Here is a 23,330-nt window from a genome sequence, read left to right as displayed (position 1 = left end):
TGAGGGGTACGGGGTCTCTCGCAAGTGCACCGGCGCTGTCCCGCCACTGATCGTCACCCTCGGGCTTGACCCGAGGGCTCTACACTAGACGCACTTTCGGTAAGTACAGTGCCCTCGGGTCAAGCCCGAGGGTGACGGCCTGTGGGTGCAGGAGCGTTCAACGCCCCCTTAAATCAGCCCCATCCGCGCCAGCTCGGCTGCGATCTCTGCCGAATTGTCATTGCCGCCCGCCTCCATGTCCGGCGGCGCATCTTCCACTCGCAGGTAGCGCCAGCCCTGAAATGGCCGCTTGGGATAGGGCACGGTCCTGACGATATCGGGCGCCATGATGATATCGCAGTAATCCTTGCCCTCGGCATCGGTATAGGGCGCCAGCCGCAGGATGCGCTGCCGGCAGCACACCGTCCCCGACATCACCCAGTAGATCGACGACACGCCTTCCATTTCGGCGCCGCGTTTGGGCATCATGCGGGTGCGGTGCACATGCACGTCCTCGCCATAGTCGGCGTCCCACCAATGGGCGCGCTCGTCCCGATAGCTTTCCAGTTCCTCCACGCTGGCGACGCCGACGCAGAGCTTGACCATATGGATCATGCAATCGTCCCCGGCGCGACCCGGCCCTGGATCACGTCGATCTCGTCGTCGTCTACCACCCATGGCTCCTGCAGGGCCTGGGCCAGCCAGTCCTGGAAGGCGGGCAGCGCATAGATCGCCTCGACATAGCGTCCTGCCACGTCCGATACCGGCAGGTCATAGGTCCGCAGGCGCGTCGCCAGCGGCGCGAACATGGCGTCGGCGGCCGTGAAGGCGCCGAACAGATAGGGTCCGCCCGAACGCGCCAGCAGATCGCCCCACAGCACTTCCACCCGGTGCAGGTCCTTGCGCACCGCGTCGAGGTTCACCTTGCCCGGATGGGACGCGCGCAGGTTCATCGGCGCATTGCTCCGGAGGCCCATGAAGGCCGAGTGCATTTCCGCTGCAGCCGCCCGCGCCCGCGCCCGGTCGGCGCGATCGGCCGGCCAGATCGGCTTTTCAGGATAAAGGTCGGCCAGATACTCGATGATGGCGATGGTCTCGGGCACGACGAGGTCGCCGTCCAGCAGGACGGGCACCTTGCCGGTGGGTGAGCGGGCGGCCAGCGTCTCGCGCCAGCCGGCCCCCGAAAGCTGCAGCACTTCATCCTCGAACGGAATCTCGAAGTGCCGCAACACCAGCCAGGGCCGCAGCGACCATGTGGAATAATTCCGATTCCCGATCAGGAGCTTCATGGAAAATCCTCACCTCAAAACTGAAGGGCGCCCAGTGGCCGGGCGCCCTTCGTTTAAACCTTTTGCAGTGAAGAACTCCAGCGTCTTCTGCCGGACCCTTTCGGGCAATCCGGCCACCAATCTCAGACGCTAGCAACCACGGAGAAAACCAGCCCCATGGAAACGAGGCATACCAGCGCCCAGCTCATCGTCTGCCAGGCAATGGTCTTGGTTTGACTGCGCATAGATCGCTCCTTGTCAGCCATTCACACCGGACTCTTGAACGCTCCACTAATCGGGTCGTTCCAGCCGGTAACGAATGGTTAGCCGTGCGCCTTAACGCTTGCAAGCGACCAGAATGCAACACTCCACAGCCTCGCAGAGCGGCTTGGACCGGTCAGAACAGCCCGAACCACAATCCTGCAATTCCAAGAAACGCAAAGAAGCCAATCACATCGGTGATGGTGGTGACAAACACGGCGGAGGCGATGGCCGGGTCGGCCTTGAGCCGGTCCAGCGTCAGCGGCACCAGAATTCCGAACGTGCCGGCCACGATCATGTTGATCACCATGGCGAGACCGATGACGATTCCCAATTGGTAGTCGCCATAGCGCAGCGCGGTGACGATGCCGATCAGAATGGCGAAGATGACGCCATTGACCACGCCCACCACCATTTCGCGGCGAATGAGGCGCCTCAGGCGCCCGCCATCCAGCTCGCGCATGGCCAGCGCGCGCACCGTCACGGTCATGGTCTGCGCCCCGGCATTGCCGCCCATCGAGGCGACAATGGGCATCAGCACAGCCAGCGCCACCATCTGGTCGATCGTGGCGCCAAACAGGCCGATCACGAAGCTCACCATCACGGCGGTAAAAAGGTTCACCACCAGCCAGGGCACGCGGCTCTTGACCGTATCCACGGTCGTATCCGACACGTCCTCGTCGCCGACGCCCGCCAGGAGCTTGATGTCCTCGTCGGCTTCCTCATGGATGACGTCGACGATGTCGTCGATGGTCAGCACGCCGACCAGGCGTCCGCTCTCGTCCACCACGCCCACTTCCACGAGGTCATAGCGCTCGAAGGTGCGGGCGGCTTCTTCCTGGTCTTCCTCGGCCTTCACCAGCTCGAAGCTGGTATTCATGATCGCGTCGATCTTGGTGGCGCGTTGCGCGCGCAGGAATTTGTCGAGCGGCAGCGTTCCCTGCACCTTGTAGGCGGCATCCACCACATAGAGCTGGTAGAATTCGTCCGGCAGGTCCTTTTCCTTGCGCAGGTAGTCGATCACCTGTCCCACCGTCCAGAACGGCGGAATGGCAATGAAGTCAGTCTGCATCCGGCGGCCGGCCGATTCCTCGGGAAAATCGAGGCTACGCTTCAGTGCCAGCCGCTCGAAGGTCGGCAGCGCGTCGAGAATTTCGTCCCGGTCCTGCTGTTCGAGGTCCTCGAGCAGGAAGACGGCGTCGTCATTGTCCAGTTCCGCCACGCCGCGCGCAATGTCGGCATTGGGCAGGGCTTCCATGATCTCGAGGCGGATGCTCTCGTCGACCTCGGTCAGCGCGGAAAAGTCGAACTTGTCGCCCAGCGCCTGCACCAGCGCCACCCGCTCTTCGGCGTCGAGCTGCTCGAGCACGTCGCCGACATCGGAATGGTGCAGCGGCGCCATGACCATGGCGACATCGTCATGGCGTCCGGCTTCCAGGTAGGCGCGCAGCCGCTCCAGCCAGAGCGGACTGATATGGCCTTCCGCATCGCGGAACATGTTGCTGTCAGTCCCGGCATCAGGGCCGGGCGGCAGATCAAAATCGTCGCTCATCGGGAGCCCTTTGCGTGTCTGCGGGGTTTCAGGGGCAGGACAAGCATGTAGCCAATCGGCAAGGCTTGCGCCAGACTTGCCGCACTGCTTTTTCGTGCAACTGCGGAGCGTCACCCATGCAGTCCAGTCCCAGCCTTGAATCCGCCTTCGAGCGCCTCGCCAAGCTGGCCGAGGCGCGCAGCCTCGCCGAGGTCGAGCGCAGCACCAGCTTCAATACACCCGCCCTCAAGGTCGGCGGTGTCGCCTTCATTCGCTTGCTCGATGAAAGCACGGCCGTGCTGCAATGCCCGGTCGACCAGAAGGTGCTGCTGATGGAGATTTCACCCGATCTCTATTTCGAGACCGAACACTATGTCGGCCACGACGCCATGCTCATCCGCCTCGACCGCATCAGCGACGAGGAACTCTCCCTGCGCCTCCACGACGCCTGGACGTTCAAGGCCCCGGAAAAGCTGAAGAAGGGCTGAAACTCGGCCAGCGTGATCCCGGCCCTGCCCCAGCCACCGTGCCGCCCTCGGACTTGATCCGAGGGCCTGCTTGGGAGTCACCACACCGTCATTGTGCCACCGGGCAGTGGCCCCCGGGTCAAGCCCGAGGGCGGCGCAGCGCAGGTTGAAATGTTCTTCATCACCTCCCCATACGAAGGGGAGGTAGCGTCGCTAGGCCCGTCAGGGCCGTAGCAGAGCTCGGTGGGGTGACTTACTCCACTCGTTTCCCGCTCTCTCGATTGAACCCGTGTAGCGCAGCGACCGGCAGCACGAAGTCCACGCGTTCGGTCTCGGCCACTTCGGCGCGTCCCTGCAGCACCAGGATCAGCACTTGGTCGATCCCTTCGACCCGCACATAGAGGTGGCTTTCGCCACCGACCGGTTCGATCAGCTCCACCACGCCCGACAATGGGATGCCGCCGCTGCCGCCGACCATTATACCATCGGGCCGGATGCCCAGGATATCGGTGCCCTCAGGAAGCACCGGCATTGCCGCGCCCGCCAGCGCGCGCAACTGTTCCACCGGGATCAGGTTCATCGGCGGCGAACCGATGAACCCTGCTACGAACAGCGAGGCAGGCCGGTCATAGAGGTCGATCGGCTTGCCCACCTGCTCGATCCGCCCGCCATTCATGACCACCAGCCGGTCGGCCAGCGTCATGGCTTCGAGCTGGTCGTGGGTCACATAGACGCTGGTGGTCTTGAGGTTGCGCTGCAGCCGGCGGATTTCGATGCGCATCTGCCCGCGCAGCTTGGCGTCGAGATTCGACAATGGCTCGTCGAACAGGAACGCCTTGGGTTGGCGCACGATGGCGCGACCCATGGCCACGCGCTGCCGCTGTCCGCCCGAAAGCTGGCGTGGTTTGCGCTCCAGGAAGGGCGTGATCTCCAGTATCCGCGCCGCCTCGGTCACCCGCCGGTCGATCTCGTCGCGCGGTGTGCCTCGGTTCTTGAGGCCATATTCCAGGTTTTGCCGCACGCTCATATGCGGGTAGAGCGCATAGTTCTGGAACACCATGGCGATGTCGCGCTCGGCCGGCTCCTTGCGGTTGACCACGTCGCTGCCAATGGAAATCGTGCCGTCGGTAATGGTCTCGAGCCCCGCGATCATGCGCAGCAGCGTGGACTTGCCACAGCCCGAGGGGCCGACCAGCACGACCATTTCGCCGTCCTCGATGCTGAGGTCGAGCGCGTGGATAGCCTTGACATTGCCCGGATAGACCTTGCGCACGCCTTTGATGTCGATGCTTGCCATTGTTCTTATTTCTCCGTTTCGACCAGGCCTTTGACGAACAGGCGCTGCATGAAGATGACGATGAGGACGGGGGGCAACATGGCCATGACCACGGCCGCCATGATGATGTTCCATTGCGGGTCCGCATCCTGGACGGCCGCCATGCGCTTCACGCCCATCATCAGCGTGTAATAATTGGGGTCGGTGGTCACTAGCATCGGCCACAGGTACTGCATCCACCCGAAGATGAAGAGGATGACGCAGAGCGCAGCGATATTGGTGCGGCTCAAGGGAAGCAGGATATCGCGGAAGAACTTCATCGGCCCCGCTCCATCGACGCGCGCCGCTTCCATCAATTCGTCCGGAACGGTCATGAAGAACTGCCGGAACAGGAAGGTTGCCGTTGCCGAAGCGATCAGCGGAATGGTGAGGCCCAGATAGGAGTTCAGCAGTCCCAGGTTCGCCACCACGGCGAAAGTGGGGATGATGCGCACCTCGACCGGCAGCATCAGGGTGATGAAGATGATCCAGAAGGCCAGCACCCGCCCGGGAAAGCGGAAATAGACGATGGCGAAAGCCGAAAGGATCGAAATGACGATCTTGCCGGCGGTGATGATGACGGCCATCCACAGCGAGTTCCACGCCATCAGCCAGAAGGGCGCGGCGCCACGGCGCGTCTCGGTCAGGACCTCGACCACATTGTTCCACAACTGGTCGCCGGGCAGCAGCGGCATCCGGCCAGAGCCCATGGCGAAGGGACCATGGGTCGAGGCGATCAGCGCCACATAGACGGGGAACACCACGATGATGACGCCGATGACCAGCACGGCGTGGGTGAAGAAGGTCAGCCAGGGGCGATTTTCGACCATATGCGCGCCCTCCTAGTACTGCACCCGGCGTTCCACGTAGCGGAACTGGATGACGGTGAGAGCGATGACGAAGAGCATCAGGATGACGGACTGGGCCGAGCTCGATCCCAGGTTCAGGCCGATATAGCCATCGGTATAGACCTTGTAGACGAGGATATTCGTGGCCTGGTTGGGCCCGCCCGTCGTCGTTGCGTCGATGACGCCGAATGTGTCGAACATGGTGTAGTTGAGATTGACGATCAGCAGGAAGAAGGTGGTCGGCGACAGAAGGGGGAAGACAATGGTCCAGAACCGCTTGAACGGCCCTGCCCCGTCGATCGCCGCCGCTTCGTTCAGTGATTGAGGAACCGACTGCATCCCCGCGAGGAAAAACAGGAAATTATAGGAAATCTGCTTCCAGCTCGCCGCCACGATGATGAGGATCATCGCGTGCGTGCCGTTGAGCTGGTGGTTCCAGTCGACCCCGAAAAAGCTCAGCATGTAGGGCAGGATGCCGGTGGAGGAATTGAACAGAAACCACCAGAGGATCCCCGCCACCACGGGTGAGACGGCATAGGGCCAGAGCAGCAGCGTCGAATAGGTCGTCGCCGAGCGGATGAGCCGGTTGACCGCCACGGCGAGGATCAGCGCCAGACCCATCGAGATGACCGTCACGGCCAGCGCGAATACCGCCGTACGGCCGATGGAGGCGAGGTAGGCCGGATCCTGGAACAGCCGCACATAGTGCGAGAGGCCGACAAAGCTCGTGGCGAGCCCGAACGGATCTTCGCGCTCGAACGAGGATTTGACGGCCTGGCCGGCGGGCCAGATGAAGAAGATCAGCGTGATGATGATCTGCGGTGCCACCAGGAGATAAGGCAGCCCCTGCGAGGGAAAGACTGTGCGTTTGGTATCCATCGACCCGATCCGCGGGGAACGCCGTCAGGCGCCCCGAAAAAGACGAATGGGCGGGGCAGCATCACGCCGCCACCGCCCGGCAGTGTGAGGCGCCTTACTGGTTGGCGGCTTCGAAATCGCGCAGCAGCTGGTTGCCGCGGCTGACGAGGTCGTCGAGGGCCTGCTGGGCATCCTTGTCACCCGACAGCAAGGCCTGGAATTCCTGGTCGATCACGTCGCGGATCTGGACGTAATTGCCGAAGCGCAGGCCCTTGGAGTTTTCCGTCGGGGGGTTGAGGGTCATCTGCTTGATGGCCACGTCCGAACCCGGATTGGCTTCGTAATAGCCCTGTTCGATGCCCAGGTCATAGGCGGCCTGGGTGATCGGCAGGTAGCCCGAATACTGATGCCAGTCGGCCTGGACTTCCGGCGAGGACAGGTAGGTGAAGAAGTCGGCGACACCCTTGTACTCGGCCTCTTCCGAGCCCTGCAGCACCCAGAGGGTCGCGCCGCCGATGATGGAGTTCTGAGCCGGAGTATCGGCATAGTGCGGCAGCATGCCGAAGCCGACTTCGAAGTCGGCGGCGTTTTCGAGCACGCCGGCGCGCGAGGCCGAGGAGTTCATGTACATGGCGCATTCGCCCGTATAGAACTTGGCCGGGGCATCGGCGCCGCCACCCGGGCCGCCATACTGGAAGATGCCTTCATCCTGCCAGCGCTTGAGGTTTTCCCAGTGCTTGACCTGCAGCGGGCCGTTGACGGTCAGCTCGGCGTCAAAGCCGCCAAAGCCGTTTTCCTTGGTGCCGATCGGCTGGTTGTGCCAGGCCGAGAGGTTTTCGAGCTGTGCCCAGGAGATCCAGCCGGTGGTGAAGCCGCAGGTGGCCGCGCCGCTCTCGATGATCTGCTTGGAATAGGCTTCCAGGTCTTCCCAGGTGGCCGGCGGGGTGTTGGGGTCGAGGCCGGCTTTCTCGAACGCGGTCTTGTTGTAGTAGAAGATCGGGGTCGAGGAATTGAACGGCATCGAGAGCATGTTGCCCTCGGTATCGGTGTAGTAGCCCACGACGGTCGGCAGGTAGTCGGCCGGGTCGAAGTCGGCGCCCATGTCGGCCATGAGCTGGTAGACCGGGTAGACGGCGCCCTTTGCGGCCATCATCGTGCCGGTACCCACTTCAAACACCTGCACGATGTCGGGCTGCTCGCCGGCGCGGAAGGCGGCGATCGCGGCAGTCATCGTTTCGGCATAGGATCCCTTGTAGACCGGGGTCACGACATAGTCGGACTGGCTGGCATTGTAGCCGGCCACGATTTCCTCGAGCTTGGTGCCCAGCTCGCCACCCATGGCGTGCCACCAGGTGACTTCGGTCTGCGCAAAAGCGACCGAAGTGGTCAGGGCCAGCGAAAGGGCAGCAAGGCCCATGCGGTTCAGAATTGTCATGCTTGTCTCCCAACGGACCGGTTCGCCCGCAAACGGACGCCGGTTCCTGCCAGACCATGTTTTGTGAGCGCCGCCCTGAGGCGTTCGAAACCATCCGAAACAAACCGAAAGGCCCGGCGCACAGGGTTCCCGCTCACGAGGAGCATCGCCCTGCCCGCCCCCTCTAGTGAGCTTGCTTGACGTTCACTTGAAGGTTCCATGACCGTTGGATGACGGTTCACAACGATGTCTGGACGGTTCGAATGAACGCCGCGCGATAAGCGTCATGGCCATGTCGAAAAGCTCGAATTCCGTTCGTCGACAGGCTATTGGGAAACTGATGGAGGACCGATCGATGCCCGAAACGACGACGCTTGCCTGCGCTTGCGGCAAATTCCGTGTCGAGGTGACGGGCGCGCCGTTCATCACCGCGGAATGCCACTGCAAGTCCTGCCGCAGTGCCGCCCAGCGGCTTGGCGCCCTGCCGCCATCGCGGCCCCTGACCAGCGCCAGCGGCGGCGTGCCCTATATTCTCTATCGCAAGGACCGCGTGACCTTCCCCGATGGCACTTCGGCCCTGGCCGAGTTCCGTCTCAGCGACAAGGCACCAACCCGCCGCGTGCTCACCACCTGCTGCAACACCCCTGTCTTCACCGAGTTCGAGGGCGCCCACTGGCTCAGCATGTTCGCCTCCCTCTGGCCCGACCCTGCGCGACCAGCCATGCAGATTCGCACCCAGACCGCCGATGTTGCCGAAGGCACCGTCCTCGACGCATCGCTGCCCGCCGGTGCCATGACCACGGCCGGCTTTTACGCCAAACTGCTCTGGGCCTGGATCGCCATGGGCTTCAAGGTGCCCAAGGTTGCGGTGACGCAGAAGATCAGCGCCTGAGCCACCCTAGGCAGCCGGCCCCGTCCGCCCCATATTCGGCGTCGAGATGTCAGTACCAACAGGGAAACCAGCAATGTCCGACTTCAATGAGCAGGTGATCGCCGATTTCGAGGCCACCAAGGGCAAGCCCGGCGGCTATTTCAAGAATGCTCCGGTGCTGCTGCTGCATTCGCGCGGCGCCAGGACCGGTATCGAACGCACCCTGCCGCTCATGTATCTGCCCGGCGACGGCGGTTCATGGTTCATCTTCGCCTCCAAGGGTGGCCATGCGAACAACCCCGACTGGTTCCACAATCTCAAGGCCAATCCCGACGCCGCCGTGTCGGTGGGCGATGGCACGACCATCTCCCGCGTGCCGGTCACTGCCCGCATCGTCGAGGGCGACGAGCGGGACCGCGTCTATGCACGCCAGGCCGATCTCTTCCCGCAATTTGCCGACTACGAGAAAAAGACCGACCGGACCATTCCGGTCATCGAACTGCTGCCGGCCTGATCTCCCGGCAGAAAGACTGAACCCTTCGGCGCCCGAACAGTTACCTCCTCAACGGCGCCGGAGGGTATGATGCACGAAGTCTGGAACATCGAACGGAGCCTCTGGCTCGACGGCGTTGACGCCTACAGGGCCCGCCTCGCGGACCAATGCGTGATGGCTTTTGGCCCGATGGGCATCCTTGACCGCGAGCAGGTACTGCAAACCATTGAGCAGGCTCCGCGCTGGGCCAGCGTCGAGATCAGCGAGACCAGGCTGACGACGCCCGGCGATACCATTGCCATCGTGATTGCCTACAAGGCCGAAGCCATGCGCGACGGCGGCAAACCTTATCGCGCCCTCTGCTCGTCGACTTATCTCGTGCTGGATGGCGAACTGAAACTCGCTCAGCATCAGCAGACGCCGCTCTGAAGCCATTGAGGCAACAAAAAAGCCGCCTTGCGGCAGCTTCTTGTTTCGTCACTTGAAGTGACTGGTGCGGTCGAGAAGACTCGAACTTCCACGCCTCGCGGCACAGCGACCTCAACGCTGCGCGTCTACCAATTCCGCCACGACCGCACAGTGTGGTAGAAGCCTCAGTGGCTAAGCCCCCGAAGCGAGTGGGGATGTAGCAAAGCTGTTTCAGAACCACAAGCACAAAGGCGGATATTGTTTGTGGGTTTTTCACAGCCCCATGCATCCTCTGCCCCGCGATACGAAAAAGCCCGCGAAATCCGCGGGCTCTGAGGGCTGTTGGGGGCCTCAGTCGTCGACTTCCACTTCGGCGTCGTCGAGATCCGGCGCGACATCGCAGGCCGCGAGCGGCGCGCCAAGGGCAAGGCACAGGACAAAGAGGGTAGCGAATTTCTTGATCATCATGGGTCTCCCGATCTGGCGGGATAACGGACGATCACGCGTTTCGATGCATCAGCCGACGCGCAGGACTTTTTCGGTCACGAAGACGCGCAGATGCCCCTCTTCCACATTGACCTCGCCCTTGGCGATCAGCGTGTTGTTGGCATAGATGCGCAGCGGGTCGTGCTCGGTGGCGTCCAGTTCGATCACCGCGCCGCGGCCCATGCGCAGCATATGGTGGATCGGTATGGTGGTCGCGCCCAGCTCGACCGTGATATCGACTTCAATATTGTCCAGGGTGTTCATAGATAAGGATGGGTCCCGGGCCCGGCGCCGCAGCGCCACGGATTCGCGTCCCCTCAAAGTCTGCCAGAGCTGGTTATGGAAGTGTTAACGAACGCAAACGAAGCGTGCCAGATCGATGCAAAATTGCATCGCACCGATGGCGAGACGGTGGAATGGCGGATTTTCGATGCGCCGCTCGACTACGAGCTGGCCCTCCGCATGATGGACGAGCGCGTCGCTGCCATCGCCGCCGGCACGGCGCCCGAGGCTGTGTGGCTACTCGAACACCCACCGCTTTATACGTCGGGCACGTCGGCTCGCCCCGAGGATCTGCTCAATCCGCGTTTCCCGGTCTTTCCGGCCGGACGAGGCGGCCAATACACCTATCATGGCCCGGGCCAGCGCGTGGCCTATGTCATGCTCGATCTCACGCGGCGGGGACGCGACGTCAGGTGCCTGGTTCAGGGGCTCGAGCAGTGGGTCATCGACACGCTCGAGGCGCATAATATCAGGGGCGAGCGCCGCGAGGGCCGAGTCGGGGTCTGGGTGCCGCGCCCGAACAAGGGGCTTGCCCGCGAGGACAAGATCGCCGCCATCGGCGTGCGTGTCCGCAAGTGGATCACCTTCCACGGCATTTCGCTCAATGTCACGCCGAACCTTTCGCATTACGACGGCATTGTCCCATGCGGCATCACCGATCAGGGCGTCACCTCCTTCGAGGATCTGGGCCTTCTGGTCACTCTGCCTGAGGTCGATTCGATCCTGCGTGCGCGCTTCGAGGCCATTTTCGGCCCCACAAGCCTTGCCATCCATGCGCCCGGCGACCAATTTGCACCCCAGCAACCGGATTCGAGGAGACCCAAATGACTTTGGATGATCTGAAGCGCCTGCTGACCCGCCAGACCCTGTTCCGGCTCGATTCCATCCTGTCCCCGAAGCTGGTCCCGATTCTCTACGCGCTCGGCCTCGCCGCGATCCTGCTCTGGGCCGTCAATCACTTCTTCTTCCGCTTCGGCATGAGCTTTGGCGACGGCCTCTGGGGCCTCCTGGAAATCGTGGTCTTTGGCCTGTTGTCCCTCGTCGCGCTGCGCATCGGCTCCGAAGCGCTGCTCGTCTGGTTCAAGAGCCACGAGAATACCGGCGAAACCGTGCAGCGCTCGCGCTATTCGGCCTCGCTGCTCGACGAGGTCCGCGACGCCATCCGTGATCTCGCAGAAGAAGGCGAAGAGCGCGATTTCGCCGAAGCCGACGAATACATCACCCCGGCGACCGAGCCCGTCCCTACTCTCACGCCCACCCCGCCCGTACCCCCGGTGCCACCCGTCCCGCCGGTCCCACCGGCCAAGTCGTCGCCGGTCACAGCCGCCGCCAGCGTGCCGACCAAGCGCGAACCGGCCACCGCCCCGGGCGAAACCCACAGCAAACCCCGCCGCACCGCCCGCCGCACCCCGCCAAAAACGGTGATCTGAAACGACAAAGGCCGCTCCACAGAGCGGCCTTTTCTTTCGGCTCCTTCGTCACCTCCCCCTTGACGGGGGAGGTAGCGCAGCTAGGCCCGGGGGGCCGTAGCAAAGCTAGGTGGGGGTGCCAACGCGCTGGATATCAGTCGCTCAGCACCCAACCCCCGCTCCTACTTCTTGTTCACGCTCCAGGCGCCCGGACCGGCAAACACCAGGTAAAGGAACACGAAGCAGAACAGCACGGCAGCATCGCCGCCGTTGCCCACGGGCCAGAAGCCGCCCATGCCGACATGGACCATCCAATAGGCAACAGCCATGGTGCCGGACGCAATGAACGCGGCAGGACGGGTGAAGAAGCCGATGGCGATCAGGATGCCGGTCACGATTTCAATGATGGCGGCAGCGAGCATAAGACCTTCAGCTGGCCCCTGCGCAGGAACAGGGAAACCGAACAGCTTCTGAGTGCCGTGAGCGAGAAAAAGCAAGGCGGTGACGATGCGCAGCACGGCGAGGGCCTGCGGCGCGTAGGCGGAGAGACGATCGAACATTAAATGCTCCTGGAAGGTGCACCGGTCTGGCGCGGGTGAATTGGGGCCTGTCTCTTACTGCACCGCCACTGTCACCATAATCGCACCAACTGCGCACGCACTGTTCAAACTTATGCACGTTCAAGTTCGCGTGTTCCGCGCCCAGGGAAGGTCTGCCCCGCCCCAGTCGCCGGACAGTCACATTGCGTAACCGTGCAATTGTCTGTATGACGCGCCATCCAATTCAGCACCCCGGACACTGCACGCGCATGAATCAGGCGCCCAAAATCGGTCTCGTCAGCCTCGGCTGCCCCAAGGCACTCGTCGACAGCGAGCGCATCATGACCACCCTGCGGGCCCAGGGCTATTCCTTCTCGCGCGATTATGCCGGTGCCGATGTCGTGCTCGTCAACACCTGCGGCTTCCTCGACAGCGCCAAGCAGGAAAGCCTCGAGGCCATCGGCGAAGCGCTCAATGAAAACGGTCGCGTCATCGTCACCGGTTGTCTGGGCGTCGAGGAAGGCCTGATCCGCGAGACCCATCCGAGCGTTCTCGCCATCACCGGCCCGCATCAGTATGAGAGCGTGGTCTCGGCCGTGCACGAGCACCTGCCGCCTGTGCCGAACCGCTTTGTGGACCTCGTGCCCGAAAGCGGCCTCAAGCTCACCCCGCGCCACTACGCCTACCTCAAGATTTCCGAAGGCTGCAACAACCGCTGCTCCTTCTGCATCATTCCGCAGATCCGCGGCGATCTCGCCAGCCGGCCCGCCGCCGGCATCCTGTCGGAAGCCGAGGGCCTTATCCGCTCCGGCGTCAAGGAATTGCTGGTCATCTCGCAGGATACCAGCGCCTACGGTCTCGACCTCAAATATGCGACTTCGAAGTATCGCGGCCGCGAAGTGAAGGCCAAGTTCTACGATCTCGCCAAGGAACTGGGCGAGCTCGGCGCCTGGGTGCGCCTGCACTATGTCTACCCCTACCCGCATGTCGATCCAGTGATGGAGCTGATGGCCGAGGGCCTCGTCCTGCCCTATCTCGACATTCCCTTCCAGCACGCGTCTCCGAACGTGCTCAAGGCCATGCGCCGCCCCGCGCATCAGGAAAAGACGCTCAACCGCATCCTCGACTGGAAGCGCCAGGTCCCGGACCTCACCGTGCGCTCCAACTTCATCGTCGGCTTCCCCGGCGAGACGGAGGAAGATTTCGAAATGCTGCTCGATTTCATCGAGGAAGCCGAGATCGATCGCGCCGGCTGCTTCAAATACGAGCCCGTCACCGGCGCCACCGCCAATGAACTCGACGGCGTCGTTCCCGACGAGGTCAAGGAAGAGCGCTTTGCCCAGCTCATGGAAGTGGCGCAGAACGTGTCGTTCCAGCAGCTCCAGAAAAAGGTCGGCCGCACCATCGACGTCATCGTCGACGACATCCGCCCAGAGGAAAACCGGGTCATTGCCCGTTCCAAGTGGGACGCGCCGGAAATCGACGGCCAGGTCATCGTCGACCAGGCCCACGGCATCAAGATTGGCGACATCGTCTCGGTGACCGTCACCGACAATGACGAATACGACCTCTTCGCCGTCCCTGCTGTTAAGTAACCATTAACAAATGTGATCGGGTGCCAAGGAACGCGGCGCCCGATTTGTCCGTTCGTGCTTCCAAATACTGGAGGCTGCAAATGGAACGCTATTTCTTCAACCACCGCGATGCATCCGGCGATCTCGAAATCGACATCGACGGGATCATCCTGCCCTCGCTCAACACCGCGCTCGAAGAAGCCAGCTACGCCGCCCGCGGCGCCGTCGCCCTGGCCGATGAACCGACCAGCGGCTGCTTCGAGATCGAGGATTCGGGCCGTCAGCTCGTTGCCCGCGTTCCCTACGCCATCCGGGACTCCGGCGCCACGCACTGACCCCTCGTGATTTCCCCAACTGCTGACGCATCGCGGGTGTTTTCTCCTCTGCGATGCGGCTAGTCTCGCGCGTCTGAATTCTGAATATCCACGGCCACGGAGAAGCCATGACCACCCCGCAACTGCTCGCTTTCCTGGTCATTGCGGGCATGATGGTGGCCTTTATCCTGGGGCGCTGGCGCTACGATCTGGTGGCCGTATGTGCCCTCCTCGTCGCTCTCCTGATCGGAGTTGTCCCGCCCGAAGCGGCATTTTCCGGCTTTTCCAACGACATCGTCATCATTGTCGGCAGCGCCCTGGTGGTCAGCGCCGCCGTGGCCCGCTCCGGCATCATGGAAACCGCCATCCGTCGCTTCCTCCCCGGGCTCGACGCCCCGCGCCTGCAACTGATCGTGCTGGTGGGCACGGTCACCGTGCTCTCCGCCTTCGTCAAGAATATCGGCGCCCTCGCCATCATGATGCCCATCGCCTTCCAAATGGCGCGCCGCTCCAATGTCTCGCCCTCCATGTTCCTCATGCCCATGGCCTTCGGCTCGCTGCTGGGCGGGTTGATGACCCAGATCGGCACCTCGCCCAACATCATCGTGTCAGGCGTCCGCCAGGAACTGACCGGCACCGCCTTCACCATGTTCGACTTCACCCCCGTCGGCGCCATCCTGGCGCTGGTCGGCGTCGTCTTCCTGGCGCTGTTCTACCGCCTGCTGCCCGAGCGCCGGCGCGAAGACCACGGCATGGACCGGGCCATCGAGATCAAGAATTACACGACCGAGGCCCGCGTCCTTGCCGACAGCCCCGCCATCGGCAAGACGCTGGGCGAACTCCATGCCGCTGCAGACGGCGCGGCCATGGTCACCGGCATTGTCGGGTCGAGCGGTCAGCGCCGCACCCCGCTGCCCGATGCCAAGCTGCGCGCCGGCGACGTGCTTCTGGTCGAAGGCGATCCCGAGGCCCTCGACAAGATGGTCAGCCAGGTCGGCCTTTCCTTTTCCGAGCGCCGCGGCGTCGCCACGCGCGACAGCGCCGATGTCGGCGTCATCGAGGCCATCATCGGCGAAAGCTCGGGGCTGATCGGCGCCAACGCCCAGGAACTGACCCTTTTCGATCGCACCGGGCTCAACCTGCTCGCCATTTCCCGCCGCGATCAGCGCTTCACCGAGCGCCTGGGCCAGATCCGCTTCCAGAACGGCGACGTCATCCTGCTCCAGGGCCACCTCAAGCGCATCCCCGAGCTGCTGCGCGAATGGGATTGCCTGCCGCTGGTCGAGCGCGGCCTAAGGCTCGGCAGCGTCCGCAATGGCCTCCTGCCGCTCGGCATTCTCCTCGCCGCCATGGCTGCCACAGCCTTCGGCATCGTGCCAGTAGCCCCCGCCTTTTTCGCCGCCGCCGCGTTGATGGTCCTCACCGGTGCGCTACCCCTGCGCGAGGTCTACAACCAGGTGGATGGGCCGATTCTCATCATGCTGGCCTGCCTGATCCCGGTGTCCGAGAGCCTGCAGGCCACCGGCGGTACCGATCTCGTGGCCGCCTGGCTCACCGCCACCGCCGCCACCTTGCCCGGCTGGGGCGCCCTTGCCCTCATCATGGTCGCGGCCATGGCGGTCACGCCTTTTCTCAACAATGCCGCCACCGTGCTGGTCATGGCACCCATCGCCGCCGCCTTTGCCACCGGCCTCGGCTATAGCCCCGAAGCCTTCCTCATGGCCGTGGCCATCGGCGCCGGCTGCGATTTCCTCACGCCCATCGGCCACCAGTGCAACACTCTGGTGATGGCGCCCGGCGGCTACCGCTTCGGCGATTATTGGCGCCTCGGCCTGCCGCTATCCATCATTGTCGTCCTTGTCGGCGTTCCCGCCCTGATGATTGTGTGGCCCTTCTGAACGCTCCGCTTAGCGGACAAATCTCTCCAGCGGAGAGATTTGAGAGAAGAAGGCCATGAGAGCTGCGCTCCAATGGCTTTCCCCATCCACCATCCCCCGAACGCTTCTTGCCTTTTCCGTCCACTCTGCCACGCTCTCCTGTGCAGGGACTCACCTGCGAGGAGGAAGCAAATGGGTTTTGACGGAGTTGGATTTATCGCCGCCATCATTATCGGCGGCATGGCCGGCTGGCTTGCCAGCATGTTCATGAAGTCCGGCACGGGTGTTCTGATGAACATCATTCTGGGCATTGTCGGTGCCATCGTCGCCAGCCTGATCTTTGGGCTGCTGGGCGTCTCCTTTGGCGGTTGGCTGGGTTATCTGGTCGCCGGCTTTATCGGTGCCTGTATTCTTATTGCCATTGCCCGCATGATCCGCCGCTAGACTGCGCGCCGGCCGCGGCCACCGCGGCCGGCACGCCTCCGAAAGGAATTGGCGCGAAAGCCGCGCGCCGCGAAACGACTTTGCCGCGCACCCATGTGCCGTAAATTACTCATCCGCTAGAGGCGTTTAGCGCTTTACGTCCGCCGCCAACCCGGCGCATCACCATCGTCAGTTCGACTTCATCCGATGGATTTTGCGTCACCATGAACAAGCTTCTCGCCACCGCCGCCGCGACCCTCGTGCTCGCTGCAACGCCTGCTCTGGCTCAGCCCACAGACATTCTCAACGCCTCCTATGACATTGCCCGCGAGCTGTTCGAGGCGGAGAACGCCGCCTATGCGGCGACCGGCGCAACCGTCACTGTCAACCAGTCCCATGCCGGCTCCTCGGCCCAGGCCCGCGCCATTCTCGAAGGTCTCCAGGCCGACGTCGCCACCTTCAACCAGGTGACCGACATCCAAAAGCTCGTCGAAGGCGGCTTCGTCTCCGAGGACTGGACCACCCAGTTCCCCAATAATGCCTCGCCCTTCTACTCCTTCCCCTCCTTCCTCGTCCGCGCTGGCAATCCCAAGGGCATCGAGGATTGGGGCGATTTGGCCGAAGAGGGCGTGCAGGTGATTTTCCCGAACCCCAAGACCTCGGGCAATGGCCGCTACACCTACCTCGCCGCCCGCGCCTGGGCGACCGAGGAATATGCCGGCGACGAAGCGCAGATCGAAGCTTTCCTCACCAAGCTCTTCGCCAATGTCCCGGTTTTCGAAACCGGCGGCCGCGCCGCCACCACTGCTTTCACCGAGCGCCAACTGGGTGACGTGCTGATCACCTTCGAGGCCGAAACCCTGGCCGTTGCCAATCAGCTCGGCACCGACAACTACCAGCCGGTCACCCCGTCGGTGAGCTTCCTTTCGGAATTCCCGGTGGCCATCGTCGACAAGGTCGTGGATGCGCGCGGCAGCCGTGACCTCGCCAAGGCCTATCTCGACTTCCTTTTCACGCCCGAGGGTCAGGAAGTGGCCGCCGCCAACTTCCACCGTCCCAATGACGAGACGGTCGCCGCCGCCCACGCCGAAACCTTCCCCGAAATCCGCCTCGTCACCGCCGAGGAAGCCTTTGGCGGCTGGGACACCATCGCCGCCGACCACTTCGCCGAAGGCGGCCTGCTCGACAAGGTTTTCGTCAATCAGTGATGCCCTCTTCACCTCCCCCTCTGACGGGGGAGGTAGCGAAGCTAGGCCTCGGCCGTAGCGAAGCTAGGTGGGGGTGCATATCTGTCCTTGACCCCTCAACCATACACATACGTCACCCCCGGGCTTGACCCGGGGGCTCTTTACTTTAAGCGGTACCATCGACGATCCGAGGATATCGACGCCCCATGCCCACTCGCAGCAAACACCTGCTTCCCGGCTTCGGGCTCACCATGGGCATCTCGCTCTTCTACATCTCGCTCATCATCGTGTTGCCGATCGCGGCCATGCTGCTCAAGCTCGCCGGCATGGGCTTCCCCGAATTCTGGCGCATCGTCACCTCCAACCGGGCGCTCGCGGCCTATCGCGTCACCTTCAGTTCTGCTTTCTACGCCACGATTCTCAACGGCATCATCGGCCTGCTGCTGGCCTGGGTGCTCACGCGCTATCGCTTTCCCGGCCGCCGAATCCTCGATGCCTTGGTCGATCTTCCCTTCGCCCTGCCCACGGCGGTCGCCGGCCTCGTTCTCGTCACCCTCTTTGCCAATACCGGCTGGTATGGCCAGTTCCTCGAGCCCAACGGCATCAAGGTCAACTACACCCAGATCGGAATTGTCGCCGCGATGACCTTCACGTCTATTCCCTTTGTGGTCCGCGCCGTCCAGCCAGTACTCGAAGAGGTCGACGAGAGCCTGGAGGCTGCGGCGCGGACACTCGGCGCCAGCCGCTGGCAGATCTTTGCCCGCATCATCTGGCCCACCATCATGCCCGCCTTTATCGGCGGCTGCGTGCTCAGCTTCGCCCGCTCGCTGGGGGAGTTCGGCGCCGTCGTCTTCATTGCGGGCAATCTGCCGGGCCTGACCGAAATCGTTTCGCTGCTGATCTTCATTCGCCTCGAGGAATACAGCTACGAAGGCGCCGCCGCCCTCGCCTTTGTCCTCCTCCTCGTTGCCTTCCTCACCCTCCTCGCCACCAACGCCCTCTCCGCCCACCAGACGCGCTATGCGGAGAGGAGCACGTGATGGTTCGGGCCTTCAACACCCCACCCTCATTCCCTCCCCATCAAGGGGAGGGATGCACAAGACTGGAGCGGCCGTGTTCATCGTCTCCCTCCCCCTTGTGGGGAGGGATCAAGGGTGGGGGTACCCTTCTCGCCTTGCGGCACTTCGATCCGGTTGCGCAACAATCCAACGCAGGGCGGACGTGGGGGCCCCTGTTATGACCACGCACGCCCCCCACTCCCCCGGCGCCATTGCTCTCATCGTACTCGCCTTCATCCTGGCCGGGCTGATCCTCGTCACCCCGCTGGCGCTGATCTTCAGCTTCGCCCTGCGTGAAGGCATGGCCGTCTATTTCGCCAACATCCTTGAGCCCAACACCCTCCACGCCATCTGGCTGACGGTGATGACGGCGATCATCGTCGTCCCGATCAATATCGTCGTCGGCGCCTCCCTGGCCTGGCTCGTGACGCGCTTCCGCTTCCGTGGCCGTCAGTTGCTGATCAGCCTCATCGAACTTCCGGCCTCGATGAGCCCCATCGTCGCCGGCGTGGTGTACCTCTTCCTCTATGGCGGCCAGGGCCTGCTCGGCCCGACACTGCAGGGCCTCGGCATCCAGGTTATGTTCACTCCGCTCGCCATTGTACTGGTCAGCCTTTTCGTGACCGCCCCGTTCGCGGCGCGCGAACTGATTCCGCTGATGAGCCAGCAGGGCACCGAGGACGAGGAGGCCGCGCTGTCCCTCGGCGCCAATGGCTGGCAGATGTTCTGGTTTGTCACCCTGCCCAACATTTCCTGGGCCATGGCCTACGGCGCAGTGCTCACCAATGCCCGGGTCATGGGCGAATTCGGCGCCGTCTCTGTGGTCTCCGGCGCCATCCGCGGCCAGACCAATACCCTGCCCCTCCAGATCAACCTGCTTTTCAACGACTTCAACGTCACCGGCGCCTTCGCCGCCGCCTCCACCTTGACGCTGATCGCCGTCCTCACGCTGCTCCTCAAGTCCATCCTCGAAAGCCGGCGGCACGGCTGAACCCTCCGCGCGCTGCAGCGTCCCGGCCCCTGCCCACCTCCCCCTTGACGGGGGAGGTAGCGACGCTAGGCCCATCGGGCCGTAGCAGAGCTAGGTGGGGGTGCGTGAAGGACCTCCCCAACCCACTACTCGTCACCCTCGGGCTTGACCCGAGGGCTCTATACTTCCTAAGTGCCAACACAAGTGCAGACCCTCGGGTCAAGCCCGAGGGCAACGCCTGGGATGATAGCCAAGCCGGATCGCCAGCCCGCATGCCCCACACCACCCACACTATCCCGCTCCGCCACCGTCCGCCACTCACTCTTGGCCGCCGCGCGCTCGTCATGGGCATTCTGAACGTCACGCCGGACAGTTTTTCCGACGGCGGCACCCACGACGCAGTGGACGCCGCCCTCGCCCATACGCGCCAGATGCTGGCGGAAGGCGCCGACATCATTGATATCGGCGGCGAAAGCACCCGGCCCGGCTCCGAGCCCGTCCCCGTCCAGGTCGAACTCGACCGCGTCATTCCGGTCATCGACGCCATCCGGGCCGCCGGCATCACCACTCCAATTTCCATCGACACGATGAAGCCCCTGGTTGCCCATCAGGCCCTGGAAGCCGGCGCCGACATCATCAACGACGTCAAGGGCCTGCAAGGCGCCGCCGAAATGGTCGAGATAGCGGCCATCATGCAGGCGCCGGTCATCGCAATGCATTGGGATCGCCTGTGGACCGCCGAGACTGATCCCATGCCCGAAATGATCGCCTGGTTCCGGACCACCTTGGCCACCGCCCATGGCGCCGGGCTCGACCCCACCTGCATCATTCTCGACCCTGGCTTCGGCTTCACCAAGACGCTGAATCAGAACTACAGCATTCTCCGCCAACTGCCTGAACTGACTCAGGCTTTCCCGGGAAACGCCATCCTGGTCGGCACCTCGCGAAAATCCATGATCGGCAAGTTGCTCGACAACCAACCCGGTGAGCGCCTCTCCGGTACAATTGCCACCAATGTGCAGGCCTACGAGCGCGGCGGCCACATCTTCCGCGTCCACGACGTCCGCCCCCTCAGCGACGCCCTTCGCGTCGCCGAAGCAACACTGTACAGTCCAACTTAGCATTGAGGGCATCGCCCCTGCGCCTCCCTCCTTGTGGGGAGGGACCGAGGGTGGGGGTGTCGGACGATCACCAAACGCAGAGCCAAGAGTTTTACATGCTTCCCTTCACCGGCGACCGCATCATCCTCAACGATCTGGGCTTTTACGGCTATCACGGCGTTTTTTCCGAGGAGGCCCGCCTCGGCCAGCGCTTTTTCATCGACATCCAGTGCGGTGTCGATCTCACGGCCCCCGGAACTACCGACGAACTGGGCCACACCCTCTCCTATGCGGATATCTATGAAGTGGTGAAAGCCAACTTCGAAGGGAAGCGTACGAAACTCATCGAGGCCCTGGCCCAGAATATCGTCACGGGCCTCTTTGAAGTGTTCCCCGAGATCGGCTGGATCATCATCCGCATCCGCAAGCCCGAGGCGCCCATTGCCATGGTCCATGGCGAGGCCGCCATCGAACTGCATCGCGTGCGCCCCGTCTGATGCCGACGGCCTGGCTTTCTCTCGGCGCCAATATCGGCGATCCCGCCGTTCAGCTCGCCGAAGCGATCAGGCGCCTGGACGCGCATCCCGCCATTGCCGTCACGGCCCAGTCTTCGGTTATCCGCACGAAAGCCTGGGGCAAGATCGACCAGCCCGACTTCGCCAACATGGCCGCAACAATCGAAACCGACCTGCCGCCCGTCGACCTGCTCCATGCCTGTCTCGATATCGAGCGCGACATGGGCCGTATCAGGCACGAGGTCTGGGGTCCGCGTCTCATCGACATCGACCTCATTGCCTATGAGCGGGTGGAAATGGACACGACCAAGCTGATCCTGCCGCATCGCTTCGCCCATGAACGCGACTTCGTCCTCGAGCCACTGCGCGAGATTTCTCCGGAAACCGCAGACTGGATCGTCAGCCGTTCATAAGCTGTTCATCCGAGGCCTCCAGGACTAGGTCCGGTTCAGCGCGTCGACCACCGACACCGCCGTATCGAACTCGATCCGCCGCTTGGCCCGGCGCTCCGAGGCCTCTTCATCCTCGCCCCACAGGCGGATCTGGTGATCCTCGTCGACATGCGCCGCCGTCCACACCTCGTCCGGCGTAACCAATTGATGCAACAGGGCAATTGCCAAGAGGCCGGAGCCGGTCAGGCCCGTGATCGACACCAGCGCAGTCAGGCTCAGCAGCCCCTGCCCGTCCAATGCCGCATCGAGCTTTTCCAGCGTGCTAACCGGTTGCGGCTGATGGATGATTCCGACTGTCGGCTGAAAGGCCACGTCGAACTTTCGTGCCAGCTTCACCAGCACACCGTCCCAGACCCGCTCCTGCTCCTCCACCAATTCATGAGGAGAATCAGCACGATAGAGCAGCAGATCGTTGCCGGCGAATTTGCCCACCTCAGCGCGGAAGGCCGGCGCTGTCTTCTCGCCGCTTTCCAGCGCCGAATTGATCAGCCGCGTCATCGGCATGGTCGCCGGATCGATCACCTTATCCTGCGCCGCCCATTCCTTCGCCATTGCCTGAGCGACGCCAAGTACCGGAAGAACAACGGCAATTTTCTTGCCCGGCGTCTTCAACTGGCGCCCGTCGAGAGTAATGGAGTAGCCATCCTCTCCCCGCGCCACGTCCACTTCGGTGTAAAAACGCTTGGGCAATTCCACCTGGTTCAGGTGCTGCGCCCGGCCATAGCCATCGTCGCGATGCTTGTGGGCTTCTTCAAGCTGGTCACGCATATCGGGTCTCCAGGACAGTGTCGATGGCCCCGCAAAGCTGGGAATAATCATCGATCAGGATATCGGCGCCGGCTTCGCGTAACTCTTCGGCGTCGTGGTAACCCCATGTCACGCCAATGGTTTTGGTGCCAGCGGCCTTGCCCATCAGCATGTCGAACGTGGTGTCGCCGATGATGACAGTCTGATCCTTGTCGACACCGGTCTCGCCCATGGCGCGCAGCATCATACCCGGATCGGGCTTGGACGGATTATGGTCCGGCGTTTGCAAGGTCGAGAAAAATCCGGCAACGCCATGGAGTTCGGTCAACCGGTGCACGCCCGACAGGCCCTTGCCGGTTGCAATGCCCAGAATGGTCTCGGGCTGGCCTTGCAACTGCTCCAGCGCCTCGCGGGCACCGGGGAACAGCCCCTCCCGCCCCTCGGCGGCCACCAGCGACGCGCGGTAATACGCCCGGTAGCGTTCAGCCAATTCATTCGCCAGATCAAGGTCTTCCGATCCCAGCAATTGCTGCATCGCCCGCGGCAGCGACAACCCGATGACCCGGCGCGATTGCGCTGGCGTCGGCACCGGTAATCCAGCCTCGGCGAAGGTCGTCGCCATGTGTTCGGCAATCAGCGCCTCGGTATCGATCAGCGTGCCGTCCATGTCGAACATGACCAGCC

Annotated in this window: 27 protein-coding genes and 1 tRNA gene; 16 read left to right on the top strand and 12 right to left on the bottom strand. The window is 63.1% G+C overall.

Going from position 1 to position 23,330, the window contains the following annotated elements:
* Positions 1 to 168: 168 nt before the first annotated feature.
* The 3 genes from JEQ47_RS05555 to mgtE all read right to left on the bottom strand — a co-directional run bounded on the left by JEQ47_RS05555 (position 169) and on the right by mgtE (position 3,060).
* On the bottom strand, positions 169 to 594 hold the full coding sequence (locus JEQ47_RS05555; protein ID WP_210337937.1) for a DUF1489 family protein: 426 nt from the start codon (positions 592 to 594) through the stop codon (positions 169 to 171).
* On the bottom strand, positions 591 to 1,268 hold the full coding sequence (locus tag JEQ47_RS05550) for a glutathione S-transferase family protein (RefSeq protein ID WP_198875364.1): 678 nt from the start codon (positions 1,266 to 1,268) through the stop codon (positions 591 to 593). The genes JEQ47_RS05555 and JEQ47_RS05550 overlap by 4 nt, the downstream gene beginning before the upstream one ends.
* Before the next feature lie 376 nt (positions 1,269 to 1,644).
* Positions 1,645 to 3,060, bottom strand: a complete 1,416-nt coding sequence (gene mgtE / locus JEQ47_RS05545) for a magnesium transporter (protein WP_198875363.1) — start codon at positions 3,058 to 3,060, stop codon at positions 1,645 to 1,647.
* A 116-nt stretch (positions 3,061 to 3,176) separates the two neighbouring features.
* On the opposite strand from mgtE, the gene JEQ47_RS05540 reads away from it, so the two are divergent.
* Positions 3,177 to 3,527, top strand: a complete 351-nt coding sequence (locus tag JEQ47_RS05540; RefSeq protein WP_198875362.1) for an MmcQ/YjbR family DNA-binding protein — start codon at positions 3,177 to 3,179, stop codon at positions 3,525 to 3,527.
* A gap of 232 nt (positions 3,528 to 3,759) precedes the next feature.
* Here JEQ47_RS05540 and ugpC read toward each other — a convergent pair whose 3' ends face one another.
* From ugpC to ugpB, 4 genes are all read right to left on the bottom strand, one after another.
* Positions 3,760 to 4,803, bottom strand: coding sequence for a sn-glycerol-3-phosphate ABC transporter ATP-binding protein UgpC (ugpC, locus tag JEQ47_RS05535; protein WP_198875361.1), 1,044 nt, complete (start codon positions 4,801 to 4,803; stop codon positions 3,760 to 3,762).
* 5 nt (positions 4,804 to 4,808) lie between these two features.
* Complete coding sequence (gene ugpE / locus JEQ47_RS05530; protein WP_198875360.1) at positions 4,809 to 5,651, bottom strand: sn-glycerol-3-phosphate ABC transporter permease UgpE; 843 nt, start codon at positions 5,649 to 5,651, stop codon at positions 4,809 to 4,811.
* 12 nt (positions 5,652 to 5,663) lie between these two features.
* Positions 5,664 to 6,548: a sn-glycerol-3-phosphate ABC transporter permease UgpA gene (ugpA, locus tag JEQ47_RS05525; protein WP_198875359.1), complete on the bottom strand. Its 885-nt coding sequence runs from the start codon at positions 6,546 to 6,548 to the stop codon at positions 5,664 to 5,666.
* A 94-nt stretch (positions 6,549 to 6,642) separates the two neighbouring features.
* On the bottom strand, positions 6,643 to 7,962 hold the full coding sequence (gene ugpB / locus JEQ47_RS05520; protein WP_198875358.1) for a sn-glycerol-3-phosphate ABC transporter substrate-binding protein UgpB: 1,320 nt from the start codon (positions 7,960 to 7,962) through the stop codon (positions 6,643 to 6,645).
* 334 nt (positions 7,963 to 8,296) lie between these two features.
* Between ugpB and JEQ47_RS05515 the strand changes: the two genes are divergently transcribed.
* From JEQ47_RS05515 to JEQ47_RS05505, 3 genes are all read left to right on the top strand, one after another.
* A complete protein-coding gene (locus JEQ47_RS05515; RefSeq protein ID WP_236020651.1) occupies positions 8,297 to 8,833 on the top strand; it encodes a GFA family protein in 537 nt (178 codons plus the stop codon).
* A gap of 73 nt (positions 8,834 to 8,906) precedes the next feature.
* Positions 8,907 to 9,326: a nitroreductase/quinone reductase family protein gene (locus JEQ47_RS05510; protein ID WP_198875356.1), complete on the top strand. Its 420-nt coding sequence runs from the start codon at positions 8,907 to 8,909 to the stop codon at positions 9,324 to 9,326.
* Positions 9,327 to 9,395: 69 nt separating this feature from the next.
* Positions 9,396 to 9,734: a nuclear transport factor 2 family protein gene (locus tag JEQ47_RS05505; RefSeq protein WP_198875355.1), complete on the top strand. Its 339-nt coding sequence runs from the start codon at positions 9,396 to 9,398 to the stop codon at positions 9,732 to 9,734.
* 62 nt (positions 9,735 to 9,796) lie between these two features.
* Here the strand turns inward: JEQ47_RS05505 and JEQ47_RS05500 are convergent.
* Both JEQ47_RS05500 and JEQ47_RS05495 read right to left on the bottom strand, forming a co-directional pair.
* A tRNA-Leu gene (locus tag JEQ47_RS05500) sits at positions 9,797 to 9,881 on the bottom strand.
* 348 nt (positions 9,882 to 10,229) lie between these two features.
* Positions 10,230 to 10,463: a FliM/FliN family flagellar motor switch protein gene (locus tag JEQ47_RS05495; protein ID WP_198875354.1), complete on the bottom strand. Its 234-nt coding sequence runs from the start codon at positions 10,461 to 10,463 to the stop codon at positions 10,230 to 10,232.
* 75 nt (positions 10,464 to 10,538) lie between these two features.
* Here JEQ47_RS05495 and lipB point away from each other — a divergent pair, with 75 nt between their 5' ends.
* Together lipB and JEQ47_RS05485 are read left to right on the top strand one after the other, a co-directional pair.
* Positions 10,539 to 11,309, top strand: coding sequence for a lipoyl(octanoyl) transferase LipB (gene lipB / locus JEQ47_RS05490; RefSeq protein WP_198875353.1), 771 nt, complete (start codon positions 10,539 to 10,541; stop codon positions 11,307 to 11,309).
* Positions 11,306 to 11,911 carry a DUF4282 domain-containing protein gene (locus JEQ47_RS05485; RefSeq protein ID WP_198875352.1) on the top strand — a complete coding sequence of 202 codons (606 nt, stop codon included), beginning with the start codon at positions 11,306 to 11,308 and terminating at the stop codon, positions 11,909 to 11,911. The genes lipB and JEQ47_RS05485 overlap by 4 nt, the downstream gene beginning before the upstream one ends.
* 161 nt (positions 11,912 to 12,072) lie before the next feature.
* Here the strand turns inward: JEQ47_RS05485 and JEQ47_RS05480 are convergent, their stop codons facing one another.
* Entirely contained in the window at positions 12,073 to 12,450 is a 378-nt protein-coding gene (locus JEQ47_RS05480) for a DoxX family protein (protein WP_198875351.1), read from the bottom strand.
* Between the two features lie 248 nt (positions 12,451 to 12,698).
* Between JEQ47_RS05480 and rimO the strand changes: the two genes are divergently transcribed.
* From rimO to folK, 10 genes are all read left to right on the top strand, one after another.
* Positions 12,699 to 14,024, top strand: coding sequence for a 30S ribosomal protein S12 methylthiotransferase RimO (gene rimO / locus JEQ47_RS05475; RefSeq protein ID WP_198875350.1), 1,326 nt, complete (start codon positions 12,699 to 12,701; stop codon positions 14,022 to 14,024).
* Positions 14,025 to 14,104: 80 nt separating this feature from the next.
* Entirely contained in the window at positions 14,105 to 14,338 is a 234-nt protein-coding gene (locus JEQ47_RS05470) for a DUF6894 family protein (protein ID WP_198875349.1), read from the top strand.
* A gap of 107 nt (positions 14,339 to 14,445) precedes the next feature.
* Positions 14,446 to 16,215 carry an SLC13 family permease gene (locus JEQ47_RS05465; RefSeq protein WP_198875348.1) on the top strand — a complete coding sequence of 590 codons (1,770 nt, stop codon included), beginning with the start codon at positions 14,446 to 14,448 and terminating at the stop codon, positions 16,213 to 16,215.
* Positions 16,216 to 16,386: 171 nt separating this feature from the next.
* Complete coding sequence (locus JEQ47_RS05460; protein WP_198875347.1) at positions 16,387 to 16,638, top strand: GlsB/YeaQ/YmgE family stress response membrane protein; 252 nt, start codon at positions 16,387 to 16,389, stop codon at positions 16,636 to 16,638.
* 203 nt (positions 16,639 to 16,841) lie between these two features.
* The gene (locus JEQ47_RS05455) at positions 16,842 to 17,825 is read left to right on the top strand and encodes a sulfate ABC transporter substrate-binding protein (RefSeq protein WP_198875346.1); all 984 of its coding nucleotides are present in this window, start codon (positions 16,842 to 16,844) and stop codon (positions 17,823 to 17,825) included.
* A gap of 185 nt (positions 17,826 to 18,010) precedes the next feature.
* On the top strand, positions 18,011 to 18,844 hold the full coding sequence (gene cysT, locus JEQ47_RS05450; protein ID WP_198875345.1) for a sulfate ABC transporter permease subunit CysT: 834 nt from the start codon (positions 18,011 to 18,013) through the stop codon (positions 18,842 to 18,844).
* 196 nt (positions 18,845 to 19,040) lie between these two features.
* A complete protein-coding gene (cysW, locus tag JEQ47_RS05445) occupies positions 19,041 to 19,853 on the top strand; it encodes a sulfate ABC transporter permease subunit CysW (RefSeq protein WP_198875344.1) in 813 nt (270 codons plus the stop codon).
* 251 nt (positions 19,854 to 20,104) lie between these two features.
* The gene (folP, locus tag JEQ47_RS05440) at positions 20,105 to 20,953 is read left to right on the top strand and encodes a dihydropteroate synthase (RefSeq protein WP_198875343.1); all 849 of its coding nucleotides are present in this window, start codon (positions 20,105 to 20,107) and stop codon (positions 20,951 to 20,953) included.
* A 95-nt stretch (positions 20,954 to 21,048) separates the two neighbouring features.
* Entirely contained in the window at positions 21,049 to 21,429 is a 381-nt protein-coding gene (gene folB / locus JEQ47_RS05435; protein ID WP_198875342.1) for a dihydroneopterin aldolase, read from the top strand.
* On the top strand, positions 21,429 to 21,860 hold the full coding sequence (gene folK / locus JEQ47_RS05430; RefSeq protein WP_198875341.1) for a 2-amino-4-hydroxy-6-hydroxymethyldihydropteridine diphosphokinase: 432 nt from the start codon (positions 21,429 to 21,431) through the stop codon (positions 21,858 to 21,860). Before folB ends, folK begins: the two co-directional genes overlap by 1 nt.
* A 24-nt stretch (positions 21,861 to 21,884) precedes the next feature.
* Here folK and JEQ47_RS05425 read toward each other — a convergent pair whose 3' ends face one another.
* Together JEQ47_RS05425 and JEQ47_RS05420 are read right to left on the bottom strand one after the other, a co-directional pair.
* On the bottom strand, positions 21,885 to 22,667 hold the full coding sequence (locus JEQ47_RS05425) for an ATP12 family chaperone protein (protein ID WP_198875340.1): 783 nt from the start codon (positions 22,665 to 22,667) through the stop codon (positions 21,885 to 21,887).
* A complete protein-coding gene (locus JEQ47_RS05420) occupies positions 22,660 to 23,322 on the bottom strand; it encodes an HAD-IA family hydrolase (protein WP_198875339.1) in 663 nt (220 codons plus the stop codon). Before JEQ47_RS05420 ends, JEQ47_RS05425 begins: the two co-directional genes overlap by 8 nt.
* Positions 23,323 to 23,330: the final 8 nt, after the last annotated feature.

This window comes from Devosia sediminis (assembly GCF_016411825.1).
Classification (GTDB): Bacteria; Pseudomonadota; Alphaproteobacteria; order Rhizobiales; family Devosiaceae; genus Devosia; species Devosia sediminis.
This window is presented reverse-complemented; position numbering and strand designations above follow the sequence as displayed.

Bases quoted from the DNA above. Each gene is read 5' to 3' on its own strand.
- JEQ47_RS05555 (WP_210337937.1), bottom strand. From the start codon at position 594: ATGATCCATATGGTCAAGCTCTGCGTCGGCGTCGCCAGCGTGGAGGAA.
- JEQ47_RS05550 (WP_198875364.1), bottom strand. From the start codon at position 1,268: ATGAAGCTCCTGATCGGGAATCGGAATTATTCCACATGGTCGCTGCGG.
- mgtE (WP_198875363.1), bottom strand. From the start codon at position 3,060: ATGAGCGACGATTTTGATCTGCCGCCCGGCCCTGATGCCGGGACTGAC.
- JEQ47_RS05540 (WP_198875362.1), top strand. From the start codon at position 3,177: ATGCAGTCCAGTCCCAGCCTTGAATCCGCCTTCGAGCGCCTCGCCAAG.
- ugpC (WP_198875361.1), bottom strand. From the start codon at position 4,803: ATGGCAAGCATCGACATCAAAGGCGTGCGCAAGGTCTATCCGGGCAAT.
- ugpE (WP_198875360.1), bottom strand. From the start codon at position 5,651: ATGGTCGAAAATCGCCCCTGGCTGACCTTCTTCACCCACGCCGTGCTG.
- ugpA (WP_198875359.1), bottom strand. From the start codon at position 6,548: ATGGATACCAAACGCACAGTCTTTCCCTCGCAGGGGCTGCCTTATCTC.
- ugpB (WP_198875358.1), bottom strand. From the start codon at position 7,962: ATGACAATTCTGAACCGCATGGGCCTTGCTGCCCTTTCGCTGGCCCTG.
- JEQ47_RS05515 (WP_236020651.1), top strand. From the start codon at position 8,297: ATGCCCGAAACGACGACGCTTGCCTGCGCTTGCGGCAAATTCCGTGTC.
- JEQ47_RS05510 (WP_198875356.1), top strand. From the start codon at position 8,907: ATGTCCGACTTCAATGAGCAGGTGATCGCCGATTTCGAGGCCACCAAG.
- JEQ47_RS05505 (WP_198875355.1), top strand. From the start codon at position 9,396: ATGCACGAAGTCTGGAACATCGAACGGAGCCTCTGGCTCGACGGCGTT.
- JEQ47_RS05495 (WP_198875354.1), bottom strand. From the start codon at position 10,463: ATGAACACCCTGGACAATATTGAAGTCGATATCACGGTCGAGCTGGGC.
- lipB (WP_198875353.1), top strand. From the start codon at position 10,539: ATGGAAGTGTTAACGAACGCAAACGAAGCGTGCCAGATCGATGCAAAA.
- JEQ47_RS05485 (WP_198875352.1), top strand. From the start codon at position 11,306: ATGACTTTGGATGATCTGAAGCGCCTGCTGACCCGCCAGACCCTGTTC.
- JEQ47_RS05480 (WP_198875351.1), bottom strand. From the start codon at position 12,450: ATGTTCGATCGTCTCTCCGCCTACGCGCCGCAGGCCCTCGCCGTGCTG.
- rimO (WP_198875350.1), top strand. From the start codon at position 12,699: ATGAATCAGGCGCCCAAAATCGGTCTCGTCAGCCTCGGCTGCCCCAAG.
- JEQ47_RS05470 (WP_198875349.1), top strand. From the start codon at position 14,105: ATGGAACGCTATTTCTTCAACCACCGCGATGCATCCGGCGATCTCGAA.
- JEQ47_RS05465 (WP_198875348.1), top strand. From the start codon at position 14,446: ATGACCACCCCGCAACTGCTCGCTTTCCTGGTCATTGCGGGCATGATG.
- JEQ47_RS05460 (WP_198875347.1), top strand. From the start codon at position 16,387: ATGGGTTTTGACGGAGTTGGATTTATCGCCGCCATCATTATCGGCGGC.
- JEQ47_RS05455 (WP_198875346.1), top strand. From the start codon at position 16,842: ATGAACAAGCTTCTCGCCACCGCCGCCGCGACCCTCGTGCTCGCTGCA.
- cysT (WP_198875345.1), top strand. From the start codon at position 18,011: ATGCCCACTCGCAGCAAACACCTGCTTCCCGGCTTCGGGCTCACCATG.
- cysW (WP_198875344.1), top strand. From the start codon at position 19,041: ATGACCACGCACGCCCCCCACTCCCCCGGCGCCATTGCTCTCATCGTA.
- folP (WP_198875343.1), top strand. From the start codon at position 20,105: ATGCCCCACACCACCCACACTATCCCGCTCCGCCACCGTCCGCCACTC.
- folB (WP_198875342.1), top strand. From the start codon at position 21,049: ATGCTTCCCTTCACCGGCGACCGCATCATCCTCAACGATCTGGGCTTT.
- folK (WP_198875341.1), top strand. From the start codon at position 21,429: ATGCCGACGGCCTGGCTTTCTCTCGGCGCCAATATCGGCGATCCCGCC.
- JEQ47_RS05425 (WP_198875340.1), bottom strand. From the start codon at position 22,667: ATGCGTGACCAGCTTGAAGAAGCCCACAAGCATCGCGACGATGGCTAT.
- JEQ47_RS05420 (WP_198875339.1), bottom strand. From the start codon at position 23,322: ATGTTCGACATGGACGGCACGCTGATCGATACCGAGGCGCTGATTGCC.